This window comes from Tangfeifania sp. (assembly GCF_055108615.1).
In genome coordinates, this window is sequence record NZ_JBSQIC010000083.1 from 1 (window position 1) to 16,988 (window position 16,988).

Annotated in this window: 19 protein-coding genes; 8 read left to right on the forward strand and 11 right to left on the reverse strand. The window is 41.6% G+C overall.

What is annotated here, in order from left to right:
* Positions 1-430 (forward strand): HIT family protein (locus ACTCNA_RS14725; protein ID WP_462948694.1); only part of this gene is annotated, 430 nt, incomplete at its 5' end.
* Positions 430-1,536 (forward strand): phosphoadenosine phosphosulfate reductase domain-containing protein, encoded by a 1,107-nt coding sequence (locus ACTCNA_RS14730; RefSeq protein ID WP_462948695.1) that lies wholly within the window; start codon positions 430-432, stop codon positions 1,534-1,536. The genes ACTCNA_RS14725 and ACTCNA_RS14730, both read left to right, overlap by 1 nt.
* A 15-nt stretch (positions 1,537-1,551) precedes the next feature.
* On the opposite strand, the gene ACTCNA_RS14735 is transcribed toward ACTCNA_RS14730, so the two are convergent.
* The 4 genes from ACTCNA_RS14735 to ACTCNA_RS14750 form a co-directional block, all read right to left on the reverse strand.
* Entirely contained in the window at positions 1,552-2,700 is a 1,149-nt protein-coding gene (locus ACTCNA_RS14735; RefSeq protein WP_462948697.1) for a c-type cytochrome, read from the reverse strand.
* An 18-nt stretch (positions 2,701-2,718) separates the two neighbouring features.
* Positions 2,719-3,834, reverse strand: coding sequence for an AI-2E family transporter (locus ACTCNA_RS14740; RefSeq protein WP_462948698.1), 1,116 nt, complete (start codon positions 3,832-3,834; stop codon positions 2,719-2,721).
* A gap of 36 nt (positions 3,835-3,870) precedes the next feature.
* Entirely contained in the window at positions 3,871-4,734 is an 864-nt protein-coding gene (locus ACTCNA_RS14745) for a class I SAM-dependent methyltransferase (RefSeq protein WP_462948699.1), read from the reverse strand.
* 73 nt (positions 4,735-4,807) lie between these two features.
* Positions 4,808-6,121 carry an oligosaccharide flippase family protein gene (locus ACTCNA_RS14750; RefSeq protein ID WP_462948700.1) on the reverse strand — a complete coding sequence of 438 codons (1,314 nt, stop codon included), beginning with the start codon at positions 6,119-6,121 and terminating at the stop codon, positions 4,808-4,810.
* A 102-nt stretch (positions 6,122-6,223) separates the two neighbouring features.
* Between ACTCNA_RS14750 and ACTCNA_RS14755 the strand changes: the two genes are divergently transcribed.
* From ACTCNA_RS14755 to ACTCNA_RS14770, 4 genes are all read left to right on the forward strand, one after another.
* A complete protein-coding gene (locus tag ACTCNA_RS14755; protein ID WP_462948701.1) occupies positions 6,224-6,925 on the forward strand; it encodes a DNA alkylation repair protein in 702 nt (233 codons plus the stop codon).
* A 95-nt stretch (positions 6,926-7,020) separates the two neighbouring features.
* Positions 7,021-7,791 carry a Bax inhibitor-1/YccA family protein gene (locus tag ACTCNA_RS14760; RefSeq protein WP_462948702.1) on the forward strand — a complete coding sequence of 257 codons (771 nt, stop codon included), beginning with the start codon at positions 7,021-7,023 and terminating at the stop codon, positions 7,789-7,791.
* Between the two features lie 357 nt (positions 7,792-8,148).
* Positions 8,149-8,364, forward strand: a complete 216-nt coding sequence (locus ACTCNA_RS14765) for a hypothetical protein (protein WP_462948703.1) — start codon at positions 8,149-8,151, stop codon at positions 8,362-8,364.
* Entirely contained in the window at positions 8,364-8,633 is a 270-nt protein-coding gene (locus ACTCNA_RS14770; RefSeq protein WP_462948704.1) for a type II toxin-antitoxin system RelE family toxin, read from the forward strand. Before ACTCNA_RS14765 ends, ACTCNA_RS14770 begins: the two co-directional genes overlap by 1 nt.
* Positions 8,634-8,635: 2 nt before the next feature.
* Here ACTCNA_RS14770 and ACTCNA_RS14775 read toward each other — a convergent pair whose 3' ends face one another.
* The 4 genes from ACTCNA_RS14775 to ACTCNA_RS14790 all read right to left on the reverse strand — a co-directional run bounded on the left by ACTCNA_RS14775 (position 8,636) and on the right by ACTCNA_RS14790 (position 12,172).
* A complete protein-coding gene (locus ACTCNA_RS14775) occupies positions 8,636-9,394 on the reverse strand; it encodes an MBL fold metallo-hydrolase (protein ID WP_462948705.1) in 759 nt (252 codons plus the stop codon).
* A gap of 8 nt (positions 9,395-9,402) precedes the next feature.
* Positions 9,403-10,809, reverse strand: a complete 1,407-nt coding sequence (locus ACTCNA_RS14780) for an amidophosphoribosyltransferase (RefSeq protein ID WP_462948706.1) — start codon at positions 10,807-10,809, stop codon at positions 9,403-9,405.
* A gap of 115 nt (positions 10,810-10,924) precedes the next feature.
* Positions 10,925-11,467 carry an isochorismatase family protein gene (locus ACTCNA_RS14785; protein ID WP_462948707.1) on the reverse strand — a complete coding sequence of 181 codons (543 nt, stop codon included), beginning with the start codon at positions 11,465-11,467 and terminating at the stop codon, positions 10,925-10,927.
* Between the two features lie 93 nt (positions 11,468-11,560).
* Positions 11,561-12,172 (reverse strand): SIS domain-containing protein, encoded by a 612-nt coding sequence (locus ACTCNA_RS14790; RefSeq protein ID WP_462948708.1) that lies wholly within the window; start codon positions 12,170-12,172, stop codon positions 11,561-11,563.
* Between the two features lie 227 nt (positions 12,173-12,399).
* On the opposite strand from ACTCNA_RS14790, the gene sucC reads away from it, so the two are divergent.
* Entirely contained in the window at positions 12,400-13,533 is a 1,134-nt protein-coding gene (gene sucC / locus ACTCNA_RS14795; protein WP_462948709.1) for an ADP-forming succinate--CoA ligase subunit beta, read from the forward strand.
* A 105-nt stretch (positions 13,534-13,638) separates the two neighbouring features.
* Positions 13,639-14,505 (forward strand): succinate--CoA ligase subunit alpha, encoded by an 867-nt coding sequence (gene sucD / locus ACTCNA_RS14800; protein ID WP_462948710.1) that lies wholly within the window; start codon positions 13,639-13,641, stop codon positions 14,503-14,505.
* Between the two features lie 296 nt (positions 14,506-14,801).
* Here sucD and ACTCNA_RS14805 read toward each other — a convergent pair whose 3' ends face one another.
* The 3 genes from ACTCNA_RS14805 to ACTCNA_RS14815 form a co-directional block, all read right to left on the reverse strand.
* Entirely contained in the window at positions 14,802-15,524 is a 723-nt protein-coding gene (locus tag ACTCNA_RS14805; RefSeq protein ID WP_462948711.1) for a hypothetical protein, read from the reverse strand.
* Entirely contained in the window at positions 15,514-16,002 is a 489-nt protein-coding gene (locus tag ACTCNA_RS14810; protein ID WP_462948712.1) for a hypothetical protein, read from the reverse strand. Before ACTCNA_RS14810 ends, ACTCNA_RS14805 begins: the two co-directional genes overlap by 11 nt.
* Before the next feature lie 455 nt (positions 16,003-16,457).
* Positions 16,458-16,652 (reverse strand): hypothetical protein, encoded by a 195-nt coding sequence (locus tag ACTCNA_RS14815; protein WP_462948713.1) that lies wholly within the window; start codon positions 16,650-16,652, stop codon positions 16,458-16,460.
* Positions 16,653-16,988: the final 336 nt, after the last annotated feature.

Below are 16,988 nucleotides of genomic sequence, written 5' to 3' on the forward strand. Positions count from 1 at the left end.
TTATGAATACAGGCATTTTAACCAGATAAAACGTGAAAATACAGATTGTCCATTTTGCAATCCTGATCCGAAAAGAAAGTTAATTCTTGAATCGGCCACTGCTTTTGCCATTTACGATAAATTTCCGGTAAATAACGGCCACGCTTTAATTATTCCAAAAAAACACTGTTCCGATTATTTTCAGTTAACTTTTAAAGAACAATCTGCATGTTGGTTCATTTTAAATAAAGTAAAAGAAATATTGGTAGAAGAATTTAATCCCAATGGATTTAATGTGGGAATTAATATAAATGGAGTAGCTGGTCAAACAATCCCTCATGTTCATATTCATCTTATTCCTAGATATTCTGGTGATGTTGAATTCCCAGAAGGTGGAGTGCGTGGAGTTATTCCAAACAAAAGACAATATTCCTCAAAAAAATTAGATTAATGGCAAAACCTATCAGACACGTTTTAGGAATTTCAGGAGGAAAAGACAGTGCAGCGCTGGCCATGTACATGAAAACCAACCACCCTGGAATTGTCATGGAGTACTATTTCTCTGACACTGGTAAAGAACTGCCGGAAACTTACGAGTTAATTGCTGAATTGGAATCGTTCCTGGGTAAAAAGATAATTAAGCTGGAAGCTAATCATAGCCACAAAAATCCGTTCGATCATTACTTAGATATTTACAATGGATTTCTCCCCTCCTCAATGGCTCGCTGGTGTACCCAAAAACTTAAATTGGAACCTTTTGAAAAATGGATTGGAGACGATTTGGCCATTTCATATGTTGGCATTCGCGACGACGAAGACCGGGAAGGTTATGTTTCTACCAAATCAAATATTCAATCTGTTTTCCCGTTTCGGAAGCACATTTGGAGTATGGAAATTTTGCATAAAGTGCTTCACAATTCGAACCGCGAGAAAATTGCCAGGCTATATGAAAAATATGGTGAAAAAAAATTGATAGCCCGTTTCCTCGAGATTATTGATGAGCCACAATCTCCAAAATATTTGTTTTCTCAGAAAATGAATGATTTACTTCATTTAAGCATCTCTACTTTTAACCATGTCGTTTTCGATTTTTTAAAAACTGAAGATTACCCGGTTTCCCATTTAAACGAATATTCCCTTTTGGACAATGAAGACAGCGTTGACATTAACAAAGTTTTCCAACTGTTTAAAGAAAACGGTGTGAAAGTGCCTGGCTATTACGATGAAATTGAATTTGAAGTAAACGGCCAAAAAGGGAAATACAACCGCAGCCGGTCCGGTTGTTTCTTTTGTTTTTACCAACGCAAAATAGAATGGATTTGGCTGTATGAACGACATCCGGAATTATTCCGCAAAGCGCAGGAATATGAAAAAGATGGCTACAGTTGGATGGACAACGAAACATTAGAGGAAATAATTCAACCGGAACGAATGGCCCAAATTAAACTCGACTACATCTCCACCGTGCAGAAAAAATTAAGTGCCAAAAACAAATCCAATAAATTAATCGATATTTTAATTGATGATAACGAGCTTTGTGCAAATTGTTTCATATAGAGTGGACTTAATTCATTAAGCGGCAAAAGTTTTTTCAGTTCCAGTTGCCATTGCAAAAATCCCTTTTTGATTATTACTTACCCAATTTTGGTAAGCTTCTGCCTGATAGGATCGTGGGCCTTCTGGGTAGGGGAATTTGGGATTATGCTTTTCTTCTTCTACTTTCTTTTTAAAATCTGAAGTATATTTTGCAAAAGTATTCTTCAATGAAGGCAGGTGTGAAATTTTCTCATAAATATTTATTTCATCTTCAATTAATTCATCGAGCCGTTTATCATTTCCTGTTTTTTCAATGACTGTGATGATTTGTTCCGGAGTTAAATATTCGAAACCTGCATCTTCCTTATTGCAAATTCTTTCAATATTTTCTTTAACCTTTATCTTTTCAGAATTTTCTCCCCATGACCGCGCAATTGAAAGGCTTTCTCCATTATCGATTAACCCACGGTAGGTAAAATTGCAACTTCCATTAAAATAAACCTGATTGGTACCGTCGTCCAAAATACCTTGTTTAAAATGTGCCAACCGATTTGGCTTAAGTTTTACCGGAATAATCTGTAGTCTGTTCTTTTTCAGCAAATATTTCAAACAATCGAAAAAATGTTGATCTCCTTTTTCAAGTATTTTCGCAAGCCCTTCTAAATCTTTATTTACTATATATTCTACATCCTTATCTTCAACCAAAGATTCAATCTCATCGTCTGATATTAATAGTTTATCTTTAATCGACAGGAAATGATTGGTTATAATCCTTAAAACTCCGCCGTTATGAATAAACTGGGCAAATCCATAAGCAAGCGTGCGGATCGCATTCGAACTAAAATCTTCTACCGAAAGCTGCGGGCCGTGTGCGCCCATTACACCAAACCCTGCACGAATATTGTGAAACAGCTGGCCGTCGGTTTTATTCATCGCACGTTCGACGTGGCAGTTTGATGGTGGAATGGGGTATTTTCCGCTGGTGAAAAGGTGTCCTTGTCCGTCGCCGTTTTCGCCGTGGCAAATAAGGCAGTACTGGTCGTATTTTTGTTTGGCCCGTTCCAAATCAAAATCGTCAGCCGGCGGGTTCTTCAGCGAAGCGGCTTTTAGTTCATCTTCGGGCGTTTTTTCAAAATTAAAGGCATGTTCATGTGTGGCAACTGTTCCTTCCACAGGCCCCATCATGGTTTTTATTACAGTTGTTTATTGTTCCAGATTTTCAGTTAGTTTGCGTACCAGTTTCATATTTTCAAAAAATTCTTTTGCCACCACGCGAATTATGGTGTATGTGGGAATTGCCAGAAACATGCCGACAATTCCGGCCATGCTGCCTGCCGCTAATATTACCAGGAATATCTCGAGCGGGTGTGCCTTAACACTGCTCGAATAAATGAGCGGCTGAAACAAAATATTATCGATAACCTGCACCGAAAGGAATACAGCACTCATCAGGGCCAGCAAAGGAAGCGTGTAGCTCATAAAATCCGCGTTTATATTCAGGGCGGCACCAATGAGCAACCCGAGGGCGGCACCCATCCAGGGGCCGAGGTATGGAATAACGTTGAAAAGCCCGCAAAAAAGCCCGATAATCACGGCATGGTTAAAATCAAGCCCTACCAGTGTAAGGCCAACGGTATCGAGCAGCATTACCATGAATACTTCCAGTATTAATCCTACAAAATAGCGCCGGAGTAAGTAAGAAATGGAATTGAGGATATGTGAAACTTTTTCTTCCAGTTCGGATGGGACGATAAGCAAAATACCGTCGCGGAACATATCCTCTTCTTTCAGAAAGAAAAAGGTAATGAACGAAACGGAAAAAATGCCAATGAACAGCTCACCAATAGTTCCGGCAATAATGGCAAAAATATTGGGCAGCCTCGAGAAGTCCATTTGTGCCCCGAGTTGCTCGGCCAGCACATCGAAAAAAGTCCGGCCTTCAACAACAACCGGGTCGTTTCTCAAAAATTTCATAACCCTTGTCAGTGGTATTTCTATCGATTGTAAAACGGCTTCAAAATCAATTTTCGAAAAAGTTTCCAGCTCTTTCATTAATAGGGGAATAATGAACCGGAAAAATGAGAAGAGCACCACCCAGAGTGCAAAAAGGGCAATGAATGCCGCTACCCCTTTGGGTATTCTGTGGTTTTTGTACCTGACTAAACTAATCCAGCGAACAAGCGGCCTGCCTAAAAAAGAAAGGACCGCGGAAATTAAAATGTAGGTAACAATGGCGCTGAAATACCATAACAGGAATAACAGGAAAATTCCACCGCCAATCAGCAGAATATTTCTGGTCCATCCTTTTAGTTGTGCCATTTTTCTCGGTTTTAAAACAAATATAAACGAAAACTTCTACAAACGCTTTTCCCATTTGACCAAAATTCTTGCAGGTGCTTTATAAATAAGGTTCATCAACGAATCAATAACCTTCCAAATCTTAAAGTTCATATATTTTAAAATAACATGGAAACGCAGGTGTATGAGTAATTTATTTCCAAAAGTCTGAGATTTGCACCATTTCACATCGTTACCCGTGTACAACGATTCTAAAATTTTTTCATCAAAAGAATGGAGGTGTGCGTGAAGGGGAGTTGGATTATTACAATGAATACAAAGTGAATACTGAATTTTTTCTTTGTACGGTGTCGTAATTATCAGTTTTCCTCCGGGTTTTAACGCGCTGAAAAGTTTTTCAACGAAGGTACCTGGGTCTTGTACATGTTCGATAATTTCGGAAGCAATAATATAATCAAATGTATTCTTTAAAAACGGCAGGGAAAAAACATCGGCAGCAACCGCGTAGTGGTTCTCAAAAGGATGTTTTTTCAGCGCTTTGGCAGTATTTCTCAACGAAATATCCATGGAAATTACTTCAAATCCGAGTGGACAAAACAACTCCGCCACCCAGGCTTTTCCGCAGCCAACATCCAGCATCATCCCTTTTCCCCCTGAAATTTGCGCGGCAATATATTCCCTGACCCTTCTCTCGCTGTGCTCGGTTCCGCTGTCGCGTTCAGCAAAATAATCGGATGTGAAAGCATCTTTTTGGTAATGGTCGATGTAATTGAATGCCGTTCCCGTTTTTTCGTGTATTTCAGATTTAGTCTGAACTGTATTTTCTTTTTCAGGCAGTATTACCGGCACATTATCAGAAACAGCATATTCATGGTTGCAATGTGTGCAAATCAGATTATCCCCTTCCTTCGTGAATTTCAAATTGTTGTTTTCACAATAAATGCATTGTAATATTTCAGAAATTGTTGTGTTTTTCATCTTCGCAGGCAAAACGTTAGTACATAAAATAGAAAACCACCAAAGTTATTAAAGAATAGATTGCAAGTGTTTTTACCGGGATATAATCTTTTGGGGAAATACCATGCACCTTTTTGTTGTATGTCAGCCAGATTATTTTTTGAACAGAAAATGCAATAACCGTTGCAAAAGCAACCCCTTCAATACCCCAAAAATGAATAAAAATGATGCTAAGAACCACATTGACCATAAGCTCTGCAAAAGATGCATACATTACAATATTTGTTTTTTTTCGGCCAATTAAAATGGTGTGGGGGAATACCAGTCTGCTTATAATTAAAAGCAGGTAAATGTTGAATATTACCGCGCTTTCAGAGAAGTTTTCGTTGAAAACCCTTGGATAAAGCCAGCTGCTGAACAGAAGAAACACCACAGTTACTGGGAAAAGCAAATGCATCAGTGTAGCCGATTTGTTTTTTAAAGTAACTAAGGCGACTGAAAGCTTTTCTTTCATGGAAAATTCGGGAATCATTGCATTGCTTAAAGCGTTGGCCATTAACAGTACCAGCGGAAATTCCTTTGCCCCGTACCTGAAAACGGCAAATGTCGCAGAATCGAATTTGTTTAAGACCAGAAAACCATCTACATAATGAGCTGATCCACCCAGCAACATGCTTATTATTAGCGGATACGCAAAGTGAAGGTGTTCACGTATAAAATCGGTTGAAAATACAGGGGCGGCATACTTTTTTAATAGCTGGATGAGCCAGCCATACCTGATAACTGTAACAGCAATCAATCCCCAGATGCTTAATTCCATGTTCCCTCCCCAAAAAGCCGGGGCAGAAATCAAAACAAACTGCAGGAAAAATGTGCTGAATCCGTATTTAAATACCCAGTCAGCCTGGTTTTTGAGCAGGTAAATGTATTCAATCAGAAACGATGGACTACTGAAAAAAATGTACACCAGGATAAGGTTAAAATAGGGGATGGAGCCTTCAACGCCGAGGGTGTTGGAGAGCGGGCCTTTAAAAACCAGCAACACAACAATGGCAAGAAGGCTTAATACACTGAGCAACACGAAAACATTGAAAATTTCGGGCGACTTGCCACTGGTGTTGGTAAAGGTGCTGTTGTTCCGGAATAACGGCAGGAACGACTGAATGAGCCCGTTTATCCAAAACGAGCAGACAAGGGCAGTTATAAATAAGAATTTCTCATAATCTCCAATTGATTCGGTTGTCAGGTTGCTTTTTGCAAAAACAATACTTATCAGCAGTAATGTACCAAACCGGAGCAATTGGAATACCTGGAGCCCTGTTGTATTATTTCTATACTTTTTGGGAAACAATTTTTACTTATCGTTTTGCTGAACGCAAAGTTAATCTTTTCAGTTCGATATTCCAGTGTTTGCATTTATGTTAATTTTGCAGCCTGTATATTTTTTAATGATATGGATTTTTTACTCGATAAACCGGAAACCGAAAAGGATTTTCAGCAATTGCTGCAACTTATTAAGTCGCGGAAAAACGGCGATGTTTCTCGCTCAATGAAAAAACATGGCATTCAATATAAATTAAACTGGGGCGTGTCGGTTGTCGAACTGCGTGAAATTGCCCGTTCTTTTGACCCCAATCATCTGCTGGCATTGAAACTCTGGAACAAACAGTGGCGAGAAACCATGATCCTTGCCACATTACTCGACGAGCCGGATGAGGTGACCGAGGAGCAAATGGATTTCTGGACCAAAAGCTTCGAAACTGTTGAAATGGCCGAGCAGGCTTCTGCCAATCTGTGGTGGAAAACCCCGTTTGCATTTGTGAAAGCACTGGAGTGGTGCCGTGGTAAAAAACATTTGGTGCGGTTTACAGGAATTCACCTTGCTGGCCGGCTGGCGCTATCTGATAAAAATGCCATCGACGAAATGTTTGAACCCTTTTTTGAAGAATTTCGCACCCTGGCTAAAGATACAAAATTACACACTGTGCTCCGCCGCACCGTTATTGCCCTTGGCAACCGGTCGGAATTGTTGTACCAGCAAACCATCGAACTTTCCAAAAATCTGCAGTTGTCCGATTCCGAAACGGCCATCCGTTTTGGCGAATCGTTGTTTGATGAGCTTTCAGGCCCGGTTTTCAGGGAACATTTCGATTAAAACAATTTAACTTCGGAAATCTTGTCAGTTACAAACTTGTTGGCAAATATTTTGTTCAGGCTTTTGACCGAAATTATAAATTTAAAAAACTTTTTATGGCTATCATAAATTTGTCAAAAACATCCAATCCGGTTCTGACCGAAAAACGATTTGGACGTGAACGTATTGCTTCATCAGAAGCGATGACAGTTAACGGAACCATTAATAAAACTGCTTTAATGTTGCTGCTGGTAGTGGCTGCGGCTATGTTTACATGGAATAAATTTTTTGGTGTGGCCAACCCCGAAGCAGCATCCTCGGTTGTTATGCCGTGGGTTTTTGTGGGTGGAATCGGCGGATTGATTACCGCGCTGGTTACTATTTTCCGACCTAAAAGTTCCGGTATTTCTGCCCCCATTTACGCGGTTTTCGAAGGTTTATTACTCGGTGGTTTATCTGCCCTCTTCGAATCGATGTATTCCGGAATTGTGGTTCGGGCGGTGGCATTAACACTGGCGGTTTTTGCCATCATGCTATTTGTTTACCGCTCCGGAATAATTAAGGTGAACCGCAAATTTATGCTCGGAGTGGTTGCTGCCACAGGCGGAATTGCGCTGGTTTACTTTGTGAGTTTCATTGCAGGTATGTTTGGTGCCAATTTAAGTTTCCTGCATGGCAGCGGTACTTTTAGCATTGGTTTTAGCCTGGTGGTTGTGGGTGTTGCCGCGCTTAACCTCGTACTCGATTTTGCTTTTATCGACCGCGCTTCGCAGTCAGGCGCTCCAAAATATATGGAATGGTACGGTGCTTTCGGCTTGATGGTGACCCTCGTTTGGCTTTACCTCGAAATTTTAAGGCTACTGGCTAAACTCGCGGGAAGGGAATAAATAGTTGTCAGTTTTCAGTCGCATTTAGCAGAAAGGGATTCTTTCTTTTTTAGAAGAGGGAATCCTTTTTTTTTGGGGTGTACAACAAATTCTACGTTTTACAGAGCGGTTCAAATCTTTCATTCTTTTTTCACCGGCGCTTTAGCCCGGTGGTTATTTTTCTCAGCGCTTTTTGTGGCTTTAGCATTTAATCCCTTTAACGGCTGAAGCCCTTTAATTTTTGGCCGTTTTTGTTCACCGGGCTGAAGCCACGGTGTAAAAAATCACTTCTTACGCATGCACATAATACTATGGAATTTGTCGTACACCCTTTTTTTTGTTTTGAATTTGTTATTTTTGAACTAAAAGATATTGAGTATGAAGACGATTACCATTGATATATCCGACAAAGTATATAAAACTTTCCGAGATTTTCTGGAATTACTTCCAAAGGATAGTTTTAAAATCTATGATCTGGATTCAGATACGCTCTCAGCCGAAGAAAAGGAGGAATATTATACATTGCAAAAAAAAATAGAGAAAGGCGATCTGAAAGATTTTGAAGACTGGGATAATTTAAAAGAGCAGCTTTGATGTACAAAGTTATCCTTAATAAGAAAGTGATCAAGTTTCTTCAAAGACGATCCGAATCAGAAAAGAAATCGATAAAGAGAAAAATAGATCTCCTCGAACAAAATCCAATAAAGAATGAAAATCAGGATATTAAACAGCTTAAAGGCGTTGAGAATGTTTACAGGTTGCGGATTGGTAAAATCAGATTGGTATATCAGGTTTTGAATGAAAAATTGGTAGTAATTCTATTTTCTGCCGGTATGAGAGGAGATATTTATAAACATAAATAATTTCAGATTACAAATACTTCCCCTGCCCCGTATCTCGAAGTCAGCCGCACGTCCAATTTTGTTTTTAGCTTTTTAAATGAAGTCAACGCCAGTTCAGGTGTGTTATTTTCTGCTGAAAGGTGACTTAAAAACACACATTTCAAATTTTCACCGCCATGCGTTTCAAGTAACTCCACCGCCTGGATATTCGACAAATGACCTACCGATGAGGAAATACGCTGTTTCAGAAAGAAAGGGTAGGGGCCGTCAGTCAGCATTTGCTCGTCGTAGTTGGTTTCGAGGAACAACACATCGCATTGCCCGAGTTGGGAGGTCACGTTTTCGCATGGTTCGCCAATATCGGTAAATACCCCGATATTTTTCCCCGAATACTCTACTCTGAAGGAACACGGCTCGGCGGCATCGTGGTTTTTCAAAAACGGATGAATGGTAAATTCCCCGATTTGCAGTTCGCTTCCCGGAGCAAAAAACTGCGGATAAGCAGGCTGCATGTTTTTGTAGGTTGCATAGTAGGTTTTGGCAGTCAGCCACACCGGAATGTTCAGGCGTTTGGCCAGCACGCGCGCCCCGCGCATGTGGTCGCTGTGTTCGTGCGAAATAAAAACGGCTTTCAATTTTTGGGGATCGAGGCCTTTGGATTCCATCCGCGACAAAATCTGTTTACACGAAATACCCGCATCAATTAATACCGCATCTTTTTCATTGCCAATGTAGTAGCAATTTCCGTTACTTCCCGAAGCGATGGCACAAATATCAAGCATAATTTCTTTTAAAAGTGGCTGCTTTTATCCCAGCAGTGGGTACACAATTTTTCTTTTGGAAGCCCGATGGCATCCACCAAATCATTCAATTTCTGAAATTTCAGGCTCGTCAGTCCCAGGTTTTGCCGGATCCTTTCAACCATCTCTTTGTACTCTTCCGATTCGGGGTCGGAATATTTTTCCAAATCCACCTCCTCGGTTCCTTTTAGCTGGTTGATGGCTGTGTGGGTGGCCAGCTCAATTGATTTTCGAGAACGCGAGAAATTGAGAAACTCACAGGGATAGGTGAGTGGCGGACAGGCGATTCGCATGTGCACCTCTTTGATTCCTTCGGAGTGCAAATCGCGGGTGTTGTCTTTCAGTTGGGTACCCCGTACAATGGAATCGTCGAGAAAAACGCCGCGTTTATTTTTAATCAGGGCCGGATTGGGAATCAGTTTCATTTTGGCTACCAAATCGCGTTTGTCCTGGGTTTGGGGCATAAAACTCCGCGGCCAGGTAGGTGTGTATTTGGCATACGGGCGTGTGAGCGGAATTTGCCGTTCATTGCTGTAGCCCATGGCGTGCCCCACGCCCGAGTCAGGGATTCCGGCCACAAAGTCGGCTTCCACATCGTCGTTTTTTGCCAGCGCCGCACCGCAGCGGTAGCGCACTTCATCCACGTTGATGCCTTCGTAATACGAGGGCGGGTAACCGTAGTACACCCACAGAAATGCACAAATCTGCATCTCTTTGTCGGGTTTGCGTAGCTGAACTACTCCGTCGGCAGTGATGCGCACAATTTCGCCCGGACCAATGTATTTATCTATCTCATAATCGAGATTGGCAAACGAACAACTTTCTGATGCCACGGCAATTCCGTTACCTTTTTTGCCGATAACAACCGGGGTGCGCCCCAGCTTGTCGCGGGCGGCAATAATTTCATTTTCTGTAAGGATCAATATGGAGCAGGAACCTTTAATTTTGTTGAAGACGTTTTCAATTCCCGAAACAAAATCGTGACCTTCGGCAATGAGCATAGCGATTAACTCCGTGGGGTTAACGCTTCCCTGGCTGGTTTCTGAAAATGTGCGGTGGCCGTCGAGGAACTCCTTTTCGAGTTCACCGGCGTTCACAATTTTGCTCACAGTAGCAATGGCAAATTTCCCCAGGTGCGAATTGGTTACAAGCGGTTGCGCCTCGGTATCGCTGATGACACCAACTCCGCTGTTCCCTTCGAAATGTTTGAGATCGTCTTCGAATTTGGTTCTGAAATAGCCGTCTTCCAGGCTGTGTATTGCCCGCTGGAATCCTTCTTTTTTATTGTAGAAAGCCATTCCGGCCCGTTTTGTGCCGAGGTGAGAGTGGTAATCGGTTCCGTAAAATACCGGAAATACCACGTCGGTTTTTGCAATGTTGCCAAAGAATCCGCTCATTTTGATTTTGATTTTTCAGTTTGACTTCAGGCTCGCAAATTATGGCTTTTTGAACCGAATCGAAGGTAACCGCCGGATTCTTTTTCAACAAACTACAAACAATTATCCTGATGGTTTATTTCACCAGTTTTGAAATGACTTTGAACTCTTTTGCTGCCGACGAACGGGTCAGTTCGAAAAGAATGGATTCGGCGGAAGTCATCATAATTCCCTCGAAGCGGAAGCGTTCTTTGGCGAGTTCGATATTTTCCGGCGAACGCGACGAAACGCAATCCATTACAACCACCGGGTTCATTCCTGCCTCTTTCAAATCGATGGCGGTTTGCAACACACAAACGTGCGACTCAATGCCGCAAATGATAATATTTTTGGTGCCAGGCAAACTCAGCTTTTCAAACACCGAAGGTTCGTCACAGCAGCTGAAGTCCCGTTTTTCGATGTATTCAAACTCCGGCACTGTTGATTTTATCTCCTCCAGTGTTTCACCCAAACCTTTGGTGTACTGCTGGGTGGCAACCAGCGGAAGCCCGAGTTCATTCAGTCCGCTCACCAGCATTTTGGTATTTTTCAGCAACTTTTCTTTTTCCCACATCACCGGGAACAGTTTCTCCTGGATATCGATTATCAGTCCTGTGGTGTTTCCTTTTGTGATTCGCATATTGTAGTTTTAGAGTTTCAAGTTCCAGGTTCCAGGTTTCATGGTTCAAGTTCCGGGGTTCAGGTCTGACTGCCAACTGCAACTGATCACTGATCACTTCTTCAATCCTGCCTGCAACCGCGATTTATCGCCCAGGTAGCCTCCATGGTGGCGTTTGGCGTAATCCTGGCTGGTGAATTTTATTTTTGTCATCAGGGCCACTACCAGTGCATCGCCAATTACAGTCATGGCGGTGGTGGAAGTAGTGGGAGTCAGCCCCAGCGGGCATACTTCATCCGGGTTGCCGGTAAAAATAAACGCATCGGCATTTTTGGCCAGCACGCTGTCCGGGTTTCCTGAAATAACAATCAGTGGCAGCCCCGGATGCAGGTTTTCGGCCAGTTCTACCAGTTCCAGGATTTCGCGGGTTTTCCCTGAATTGGAAATCAGCAGCAACACATCGTTGGCCTGCACCACTCCCAAATCGCCGTGCTGCGAATCGCTTGGGTGCAAAAATACCGCCGGCGTTCCGGTTGAACTGAATGTGGTGGCAATGTTCTGGGCAATCTGGCCAGCTTTCCCCATGCCGCTCGCTATTAGTTTACCATTGTTCTTATGCACCTGTTTAAAAATAAGTTCGACTGCGTTTTCGTATGATTTGGTTACCGGTATATTTTGGATAGCACGCGCTTCGTGCTCAATAACCTTCCGGATAATTTCTTCCATTCCTTCAAATTTTTGTGCAAATCTACATGAAAAAACGGAGAGGTCAACAATTTTCATGTTGACAGGTTACCATTAATATAATATTTATATAAATTGAAATATTGAAGTGATAACGAATGGTACACCTGTTAAATGTCATAAAAAAAGGGACATATAGATAGTTCTGGATTATTAAATATTTGGTACTTTTGGCCGAAGATTCACTTCAATACAACTAATTATTTAAAATGAAGATTCACGAATATCAAGCCCGAAATTTATTCAGGAAGTACGGGATTCCTGTGCCGGATGGAGTTGTCTGTCATTCGGTAGAAGAAGTTGAGAAAAATGTACCCAATAATGACAAGTTGCGGGTAGTAAAAGCGCAGGTTCATGCCGGTGGCCGCGGAAAAGCCGGTGGTGTGAAGCTGGCAAAATCCAGGGCCGAAGCCGTTGAAAAAGCCAAAGAAATTCTTGGTATGGACATCAAAGGTCTCACCGTTGAAAAAGTGATGGTGGCCGATGCTGTCGATATTGAAAAGGAATTTTACGTTGGCCTGGTCAACGACCGCAATACCAAGTCGGTTACGCTGATGGCCAGTGTCGAAGGCGGCGTGGAAATTGAAGAAGTAGCGAAAACCTCGCCCGAGAAAATCATCAAACTGAGCATTGATCCTACCATGGGACTGATGGACTGGCAGGCACGGAAAGTAGCCCTGCAACTGTTCGACGATCCGAAACAGATGCGCCAGGCAGCTGCTATTCTTGTAAAACTGTACAAGCTGTATGTGGCTACCGACTCTTCGCTGGCTGAAATCAATCCGCTGGTGCTGACACCGGATAAAAAAGTGCTGGCCATCGACGGGAAAATGAATTTCGACGACAATGCACTGTATCGTCAGCCCGAAATCCTTGAAATGCGCGAGGTAAATGAAGACGAGAAAAAAGAGATCGATGCCAACGAAAAAGGATTGTCTTACATTAAACTCGACGGTAGCATTGGTTGCATGGTAAACGGTGCCGGACTGGCAATGGCTACCATGGACATGATTAAACTGTATGGCGGCGATCCGGCCAACTTCCTCGATATCGGCGGATCGTCCAATCCGCAAAAAGTGGTGGATGCCATGAATATTCTGCTGAGCGATAAAAACGTAAAAGCAGTGATGATCAACATTTTTGGCGGCATAACCCGTTGCGATGATGTAGCCAAAGGTTTGGTAACCGCGCTCGACGAGATAAAAACCGACATCCCGATTGTGATCCGTTTGTCGGGTACCAACGCCAAAGAGGGACAGGCAATTATTACCGAATACGGTTTGCCAACGGTGAAAACCATGAGTGAAGCGGCCAAAAAAGCCATAGAGTTAAGTAAAAAATAGCGCCGGGTTTTTCCGAAGGAATCCCTTTGGGACAATCCGGTGGACTGAGGCGCTACCCGCCCTCCAGTCCGCTGCTGTTAATTGGATAAGCAAAAATAAATAAAGATGAGTATTCTAATCAATAAAGATACAAAGTTAATAGTACAGGGAATTACCGGTCGTGACGGGGGATTCCACACCAGCAAAATGAAAGCCTACGGAACCAACATTGTAGGAGGTATCTCGCCCGGTAAAGGCGGAACCGAAGTGGATGGCGTGCCGGTATTCAACACCGTTGAAGAGGCGGTGAAAGAAACTGGTGCCAATGCCTCCGTGATTTTTGTGCCCGCCCCCTTTGCCGGCGATGCAATTCTCGAAGCCAGCTATGCCGGCGTTGAATTGGTGGTATGTATCACAGAACACGTTCCGGTTCAGGACATGATGAAAGTAACACCCGTGCTGAAACGCAACGGTACCAAACTGGTGGGCGCCAACTGCCCGGGGCTGATTACTCCCGATGAGTGCCTCATCGGTATCCTGCCTGCCATGATTTTCAAAAGAGGGAATGTTGGCCTGATATCACGTTCGGGAACCCTGACCTACGAAGTGGTGAACATGCTCACCGAAGAAGGTCTGGGACAATCTACCTGCGTGGGAATCGGCGGCGATGCCGTTTCGGGATTGTACTTCATCGACCTGCTTGAAATGTATGAAAACGACCCGGAAACCGATGCCGTGGTGCTGATTGGCGAAATTGGCGGCGATGCTGAAGAACAGGCTGCCAAATACATCAAAGAAAAAATGACCAAACCGGTAGTGGCCTTTATTGCCGGACAATCGGCCCCTCCCGGAAAACGGATGGGACATGCCGGTGCCATTATTTCCAGCGGCTCGGGAACTGCCGGGGAAAAAGTAAAAGCATTCAACGAAGCCGGTGTCCCGGTGGCTAAAGAGCCCAATGAAATCCCCGGTTTGGTGAAAGAGAAATTATAGGGAAGCCCCACCTAACCTCCCCGAGGGAGAGGGATTGGGAGCCGGACTTTCCAAGTCCGGCATTAAAAGATATTGAAACCGGTTGCTGCAAAGTGGCCTGTTTTATTGATCCGTCTATCCGTCAAGCGGTTCCAACCGCTGGACGGGTAGGTGAAGCTGTATGCGAGCCCCGTACAGCCTGCCCCGGATTATGATTTGGGGTTCGGTGGTGTGCCTCAAAAGAATAGCCATGCCAGGAGGTGGTTCGGTGGGTTTTTCGTCCGTTCGCCGGCTACTTTATTGGCGGTTTTAATTTTTTAAATGAATACATTATAAACATTTAAAATAAGTATTTCTAAATGCGATGCTACCTTGTTTTCACCAATCTTAAGTGTGCTTGGGTGACCACATGAATTTCTAAGCTTTAAACATTGTTCGAGTTCATTCTTTGTGTTTTTACCAATTAACGAAATAGATTCAATTATTTGTAAAAAGTCATATTCTTTCATCTTTGTCAGACCATCAACTTTTTTTGCTGCTTTCCACCTATAATCACGTCGTTTAGCTTCATTGTTAAAAGCTACTAAACTGTTATTTACAATATATTCATATAGTAGGGATATAGCACCAATCCATGAAAAAACTACAGCGGATTTATATAATCTAAATTCTAATGATTTTATTGCTTCAATAACGAACTCTTTAACATATGGGGATGAAATACTTTCAGCTTTATTTAAAAGGTTGGTATGAGTTTTAATTACTGGTGAGAAATCCAAATATCCGATTTTTGCTAAGTGTTTTTCTCCTTCTCTAGTAACAGCCCAACCTTCAGGTAACTTTATTGCAAATCCTTTTAAAGAAGAAAGAATCATAGAAACATTCCATTTGTCTATTTCTCTAAGTCCATTTTTTTTGGCAAGTTCCTTGATTTCATTTACTTGTTTAGCCTTTGAATCATTGTGTTTTAAAAGGATGAGAATGCGATCTTTTCTATTTAAACCTGTACTATTTAAGATATTTTTTAGATCAGTTGACATCTAAAGCAGTTTTAATTTTATTTTTTTCAGATGCATTTAATGCATATGTGTTTTTTGTCCTTTCAATAAGTTTCTGATTTGAAACTAAGTTTTTGAGGTATTTAGTTAGGTTTGCCCCGTAACTATTTTTATAATAGTTAGTAGCCGCTTGCATCTCAGTAAGTATATCCTTACGTTGGAAGGTGTCTTTATTCTGCACAAGAGATAGTGTAGCACAAGCTGCAATAATTAAGTCTGTTCCAGATTTTACATTAAGTTTGGCGGCTATTGTATTTGATGACATTTGAATTACACTATCCACGATGTTGGAAGTATCTTCTGAAGGATTTTCAATTTCTGATGCTTTCTCTTCAATTCTTGGAAGTTTTAATGAAATTAATTTATCAATTAATTCTGGAAGATCTTTCTTAAGGTAATCTTCTGTTCCTTCATACTCAATCTCAATAGTGCCAATTTTTATTCTAATTTTATGATCCATATAAATAAATTTAAAAAATTAATTAGTTCTTTTCAATTTTATTGCTCCAACTTATTTATCTGCCCTTATTTCGCAAATTTTAAAACATCATATTTAGTATATTTTCATATTTGATTTTATCATTCGGTTAGTTTTTGGCTTACAAGTTAGTGATTTTTAGAATTTATCGTTGTTAAAATACAGACTTTGTTTAATACCGATGATGAAAAACATTGAGCCATTGGTTCGCTTACTCCCAATGCCTGTGTTTTCTACCTGATTGTCGTCAGGCAAGTTATCGGCATTATTCCAATTTGAAAATAGTTCAAAATAGCCTAACCATTTTCAGAATTGGTTTAAGTAGTAAAGTTTATCGGGGTGAGTTCTCCTTTGATACATTTCTGCCATGTACTAACGATAATATATTTCAAAGGAGGTGGCCGGCGCAGGAGGTCGGAGGATTAAAAATAAGAAATTCAGTATTTCCTCACCGCCACTTTCAGTACCGCCTGCTTTTCTTTCAGTTCGATTTTTACCTCGTTTTCATCGAGGCTGTCGAAGATTTGTGTGAAGTCGAAGGAATCTTCTCCGGACGGGGATGAGGAGGATTCGCCTGTTTTCTTTGGTTTTTTCTTTTGGTGCAAAAACAGTTGAAGCACTTCGTTCAGCATTTCTTTCCTACGAAACTTATGTACTGGCCGAATTTGATTAGGAATATTGTCGGCAGTCCTTAACCCTGTCAACGCCTTTAGGCTCGTTTTTCATAGAGACCAACTATTAGCGAATTAGGTTGTTTATGGGTGTTTATGTGTCATGATACATATATTTTACCATTTATTTGTAATTGAATACAAAAATAAATCAATATATTTGTATCGTAATACTATGATGAATAAAATGGATGAAATTTTCAGATACAGTAATCAAATTATCGGGAACGTTAATTTGCGTTTTTTTAGGTATTTATATCGACAGATTAACTGGGAATCCCGGCTTATTGAAATTCT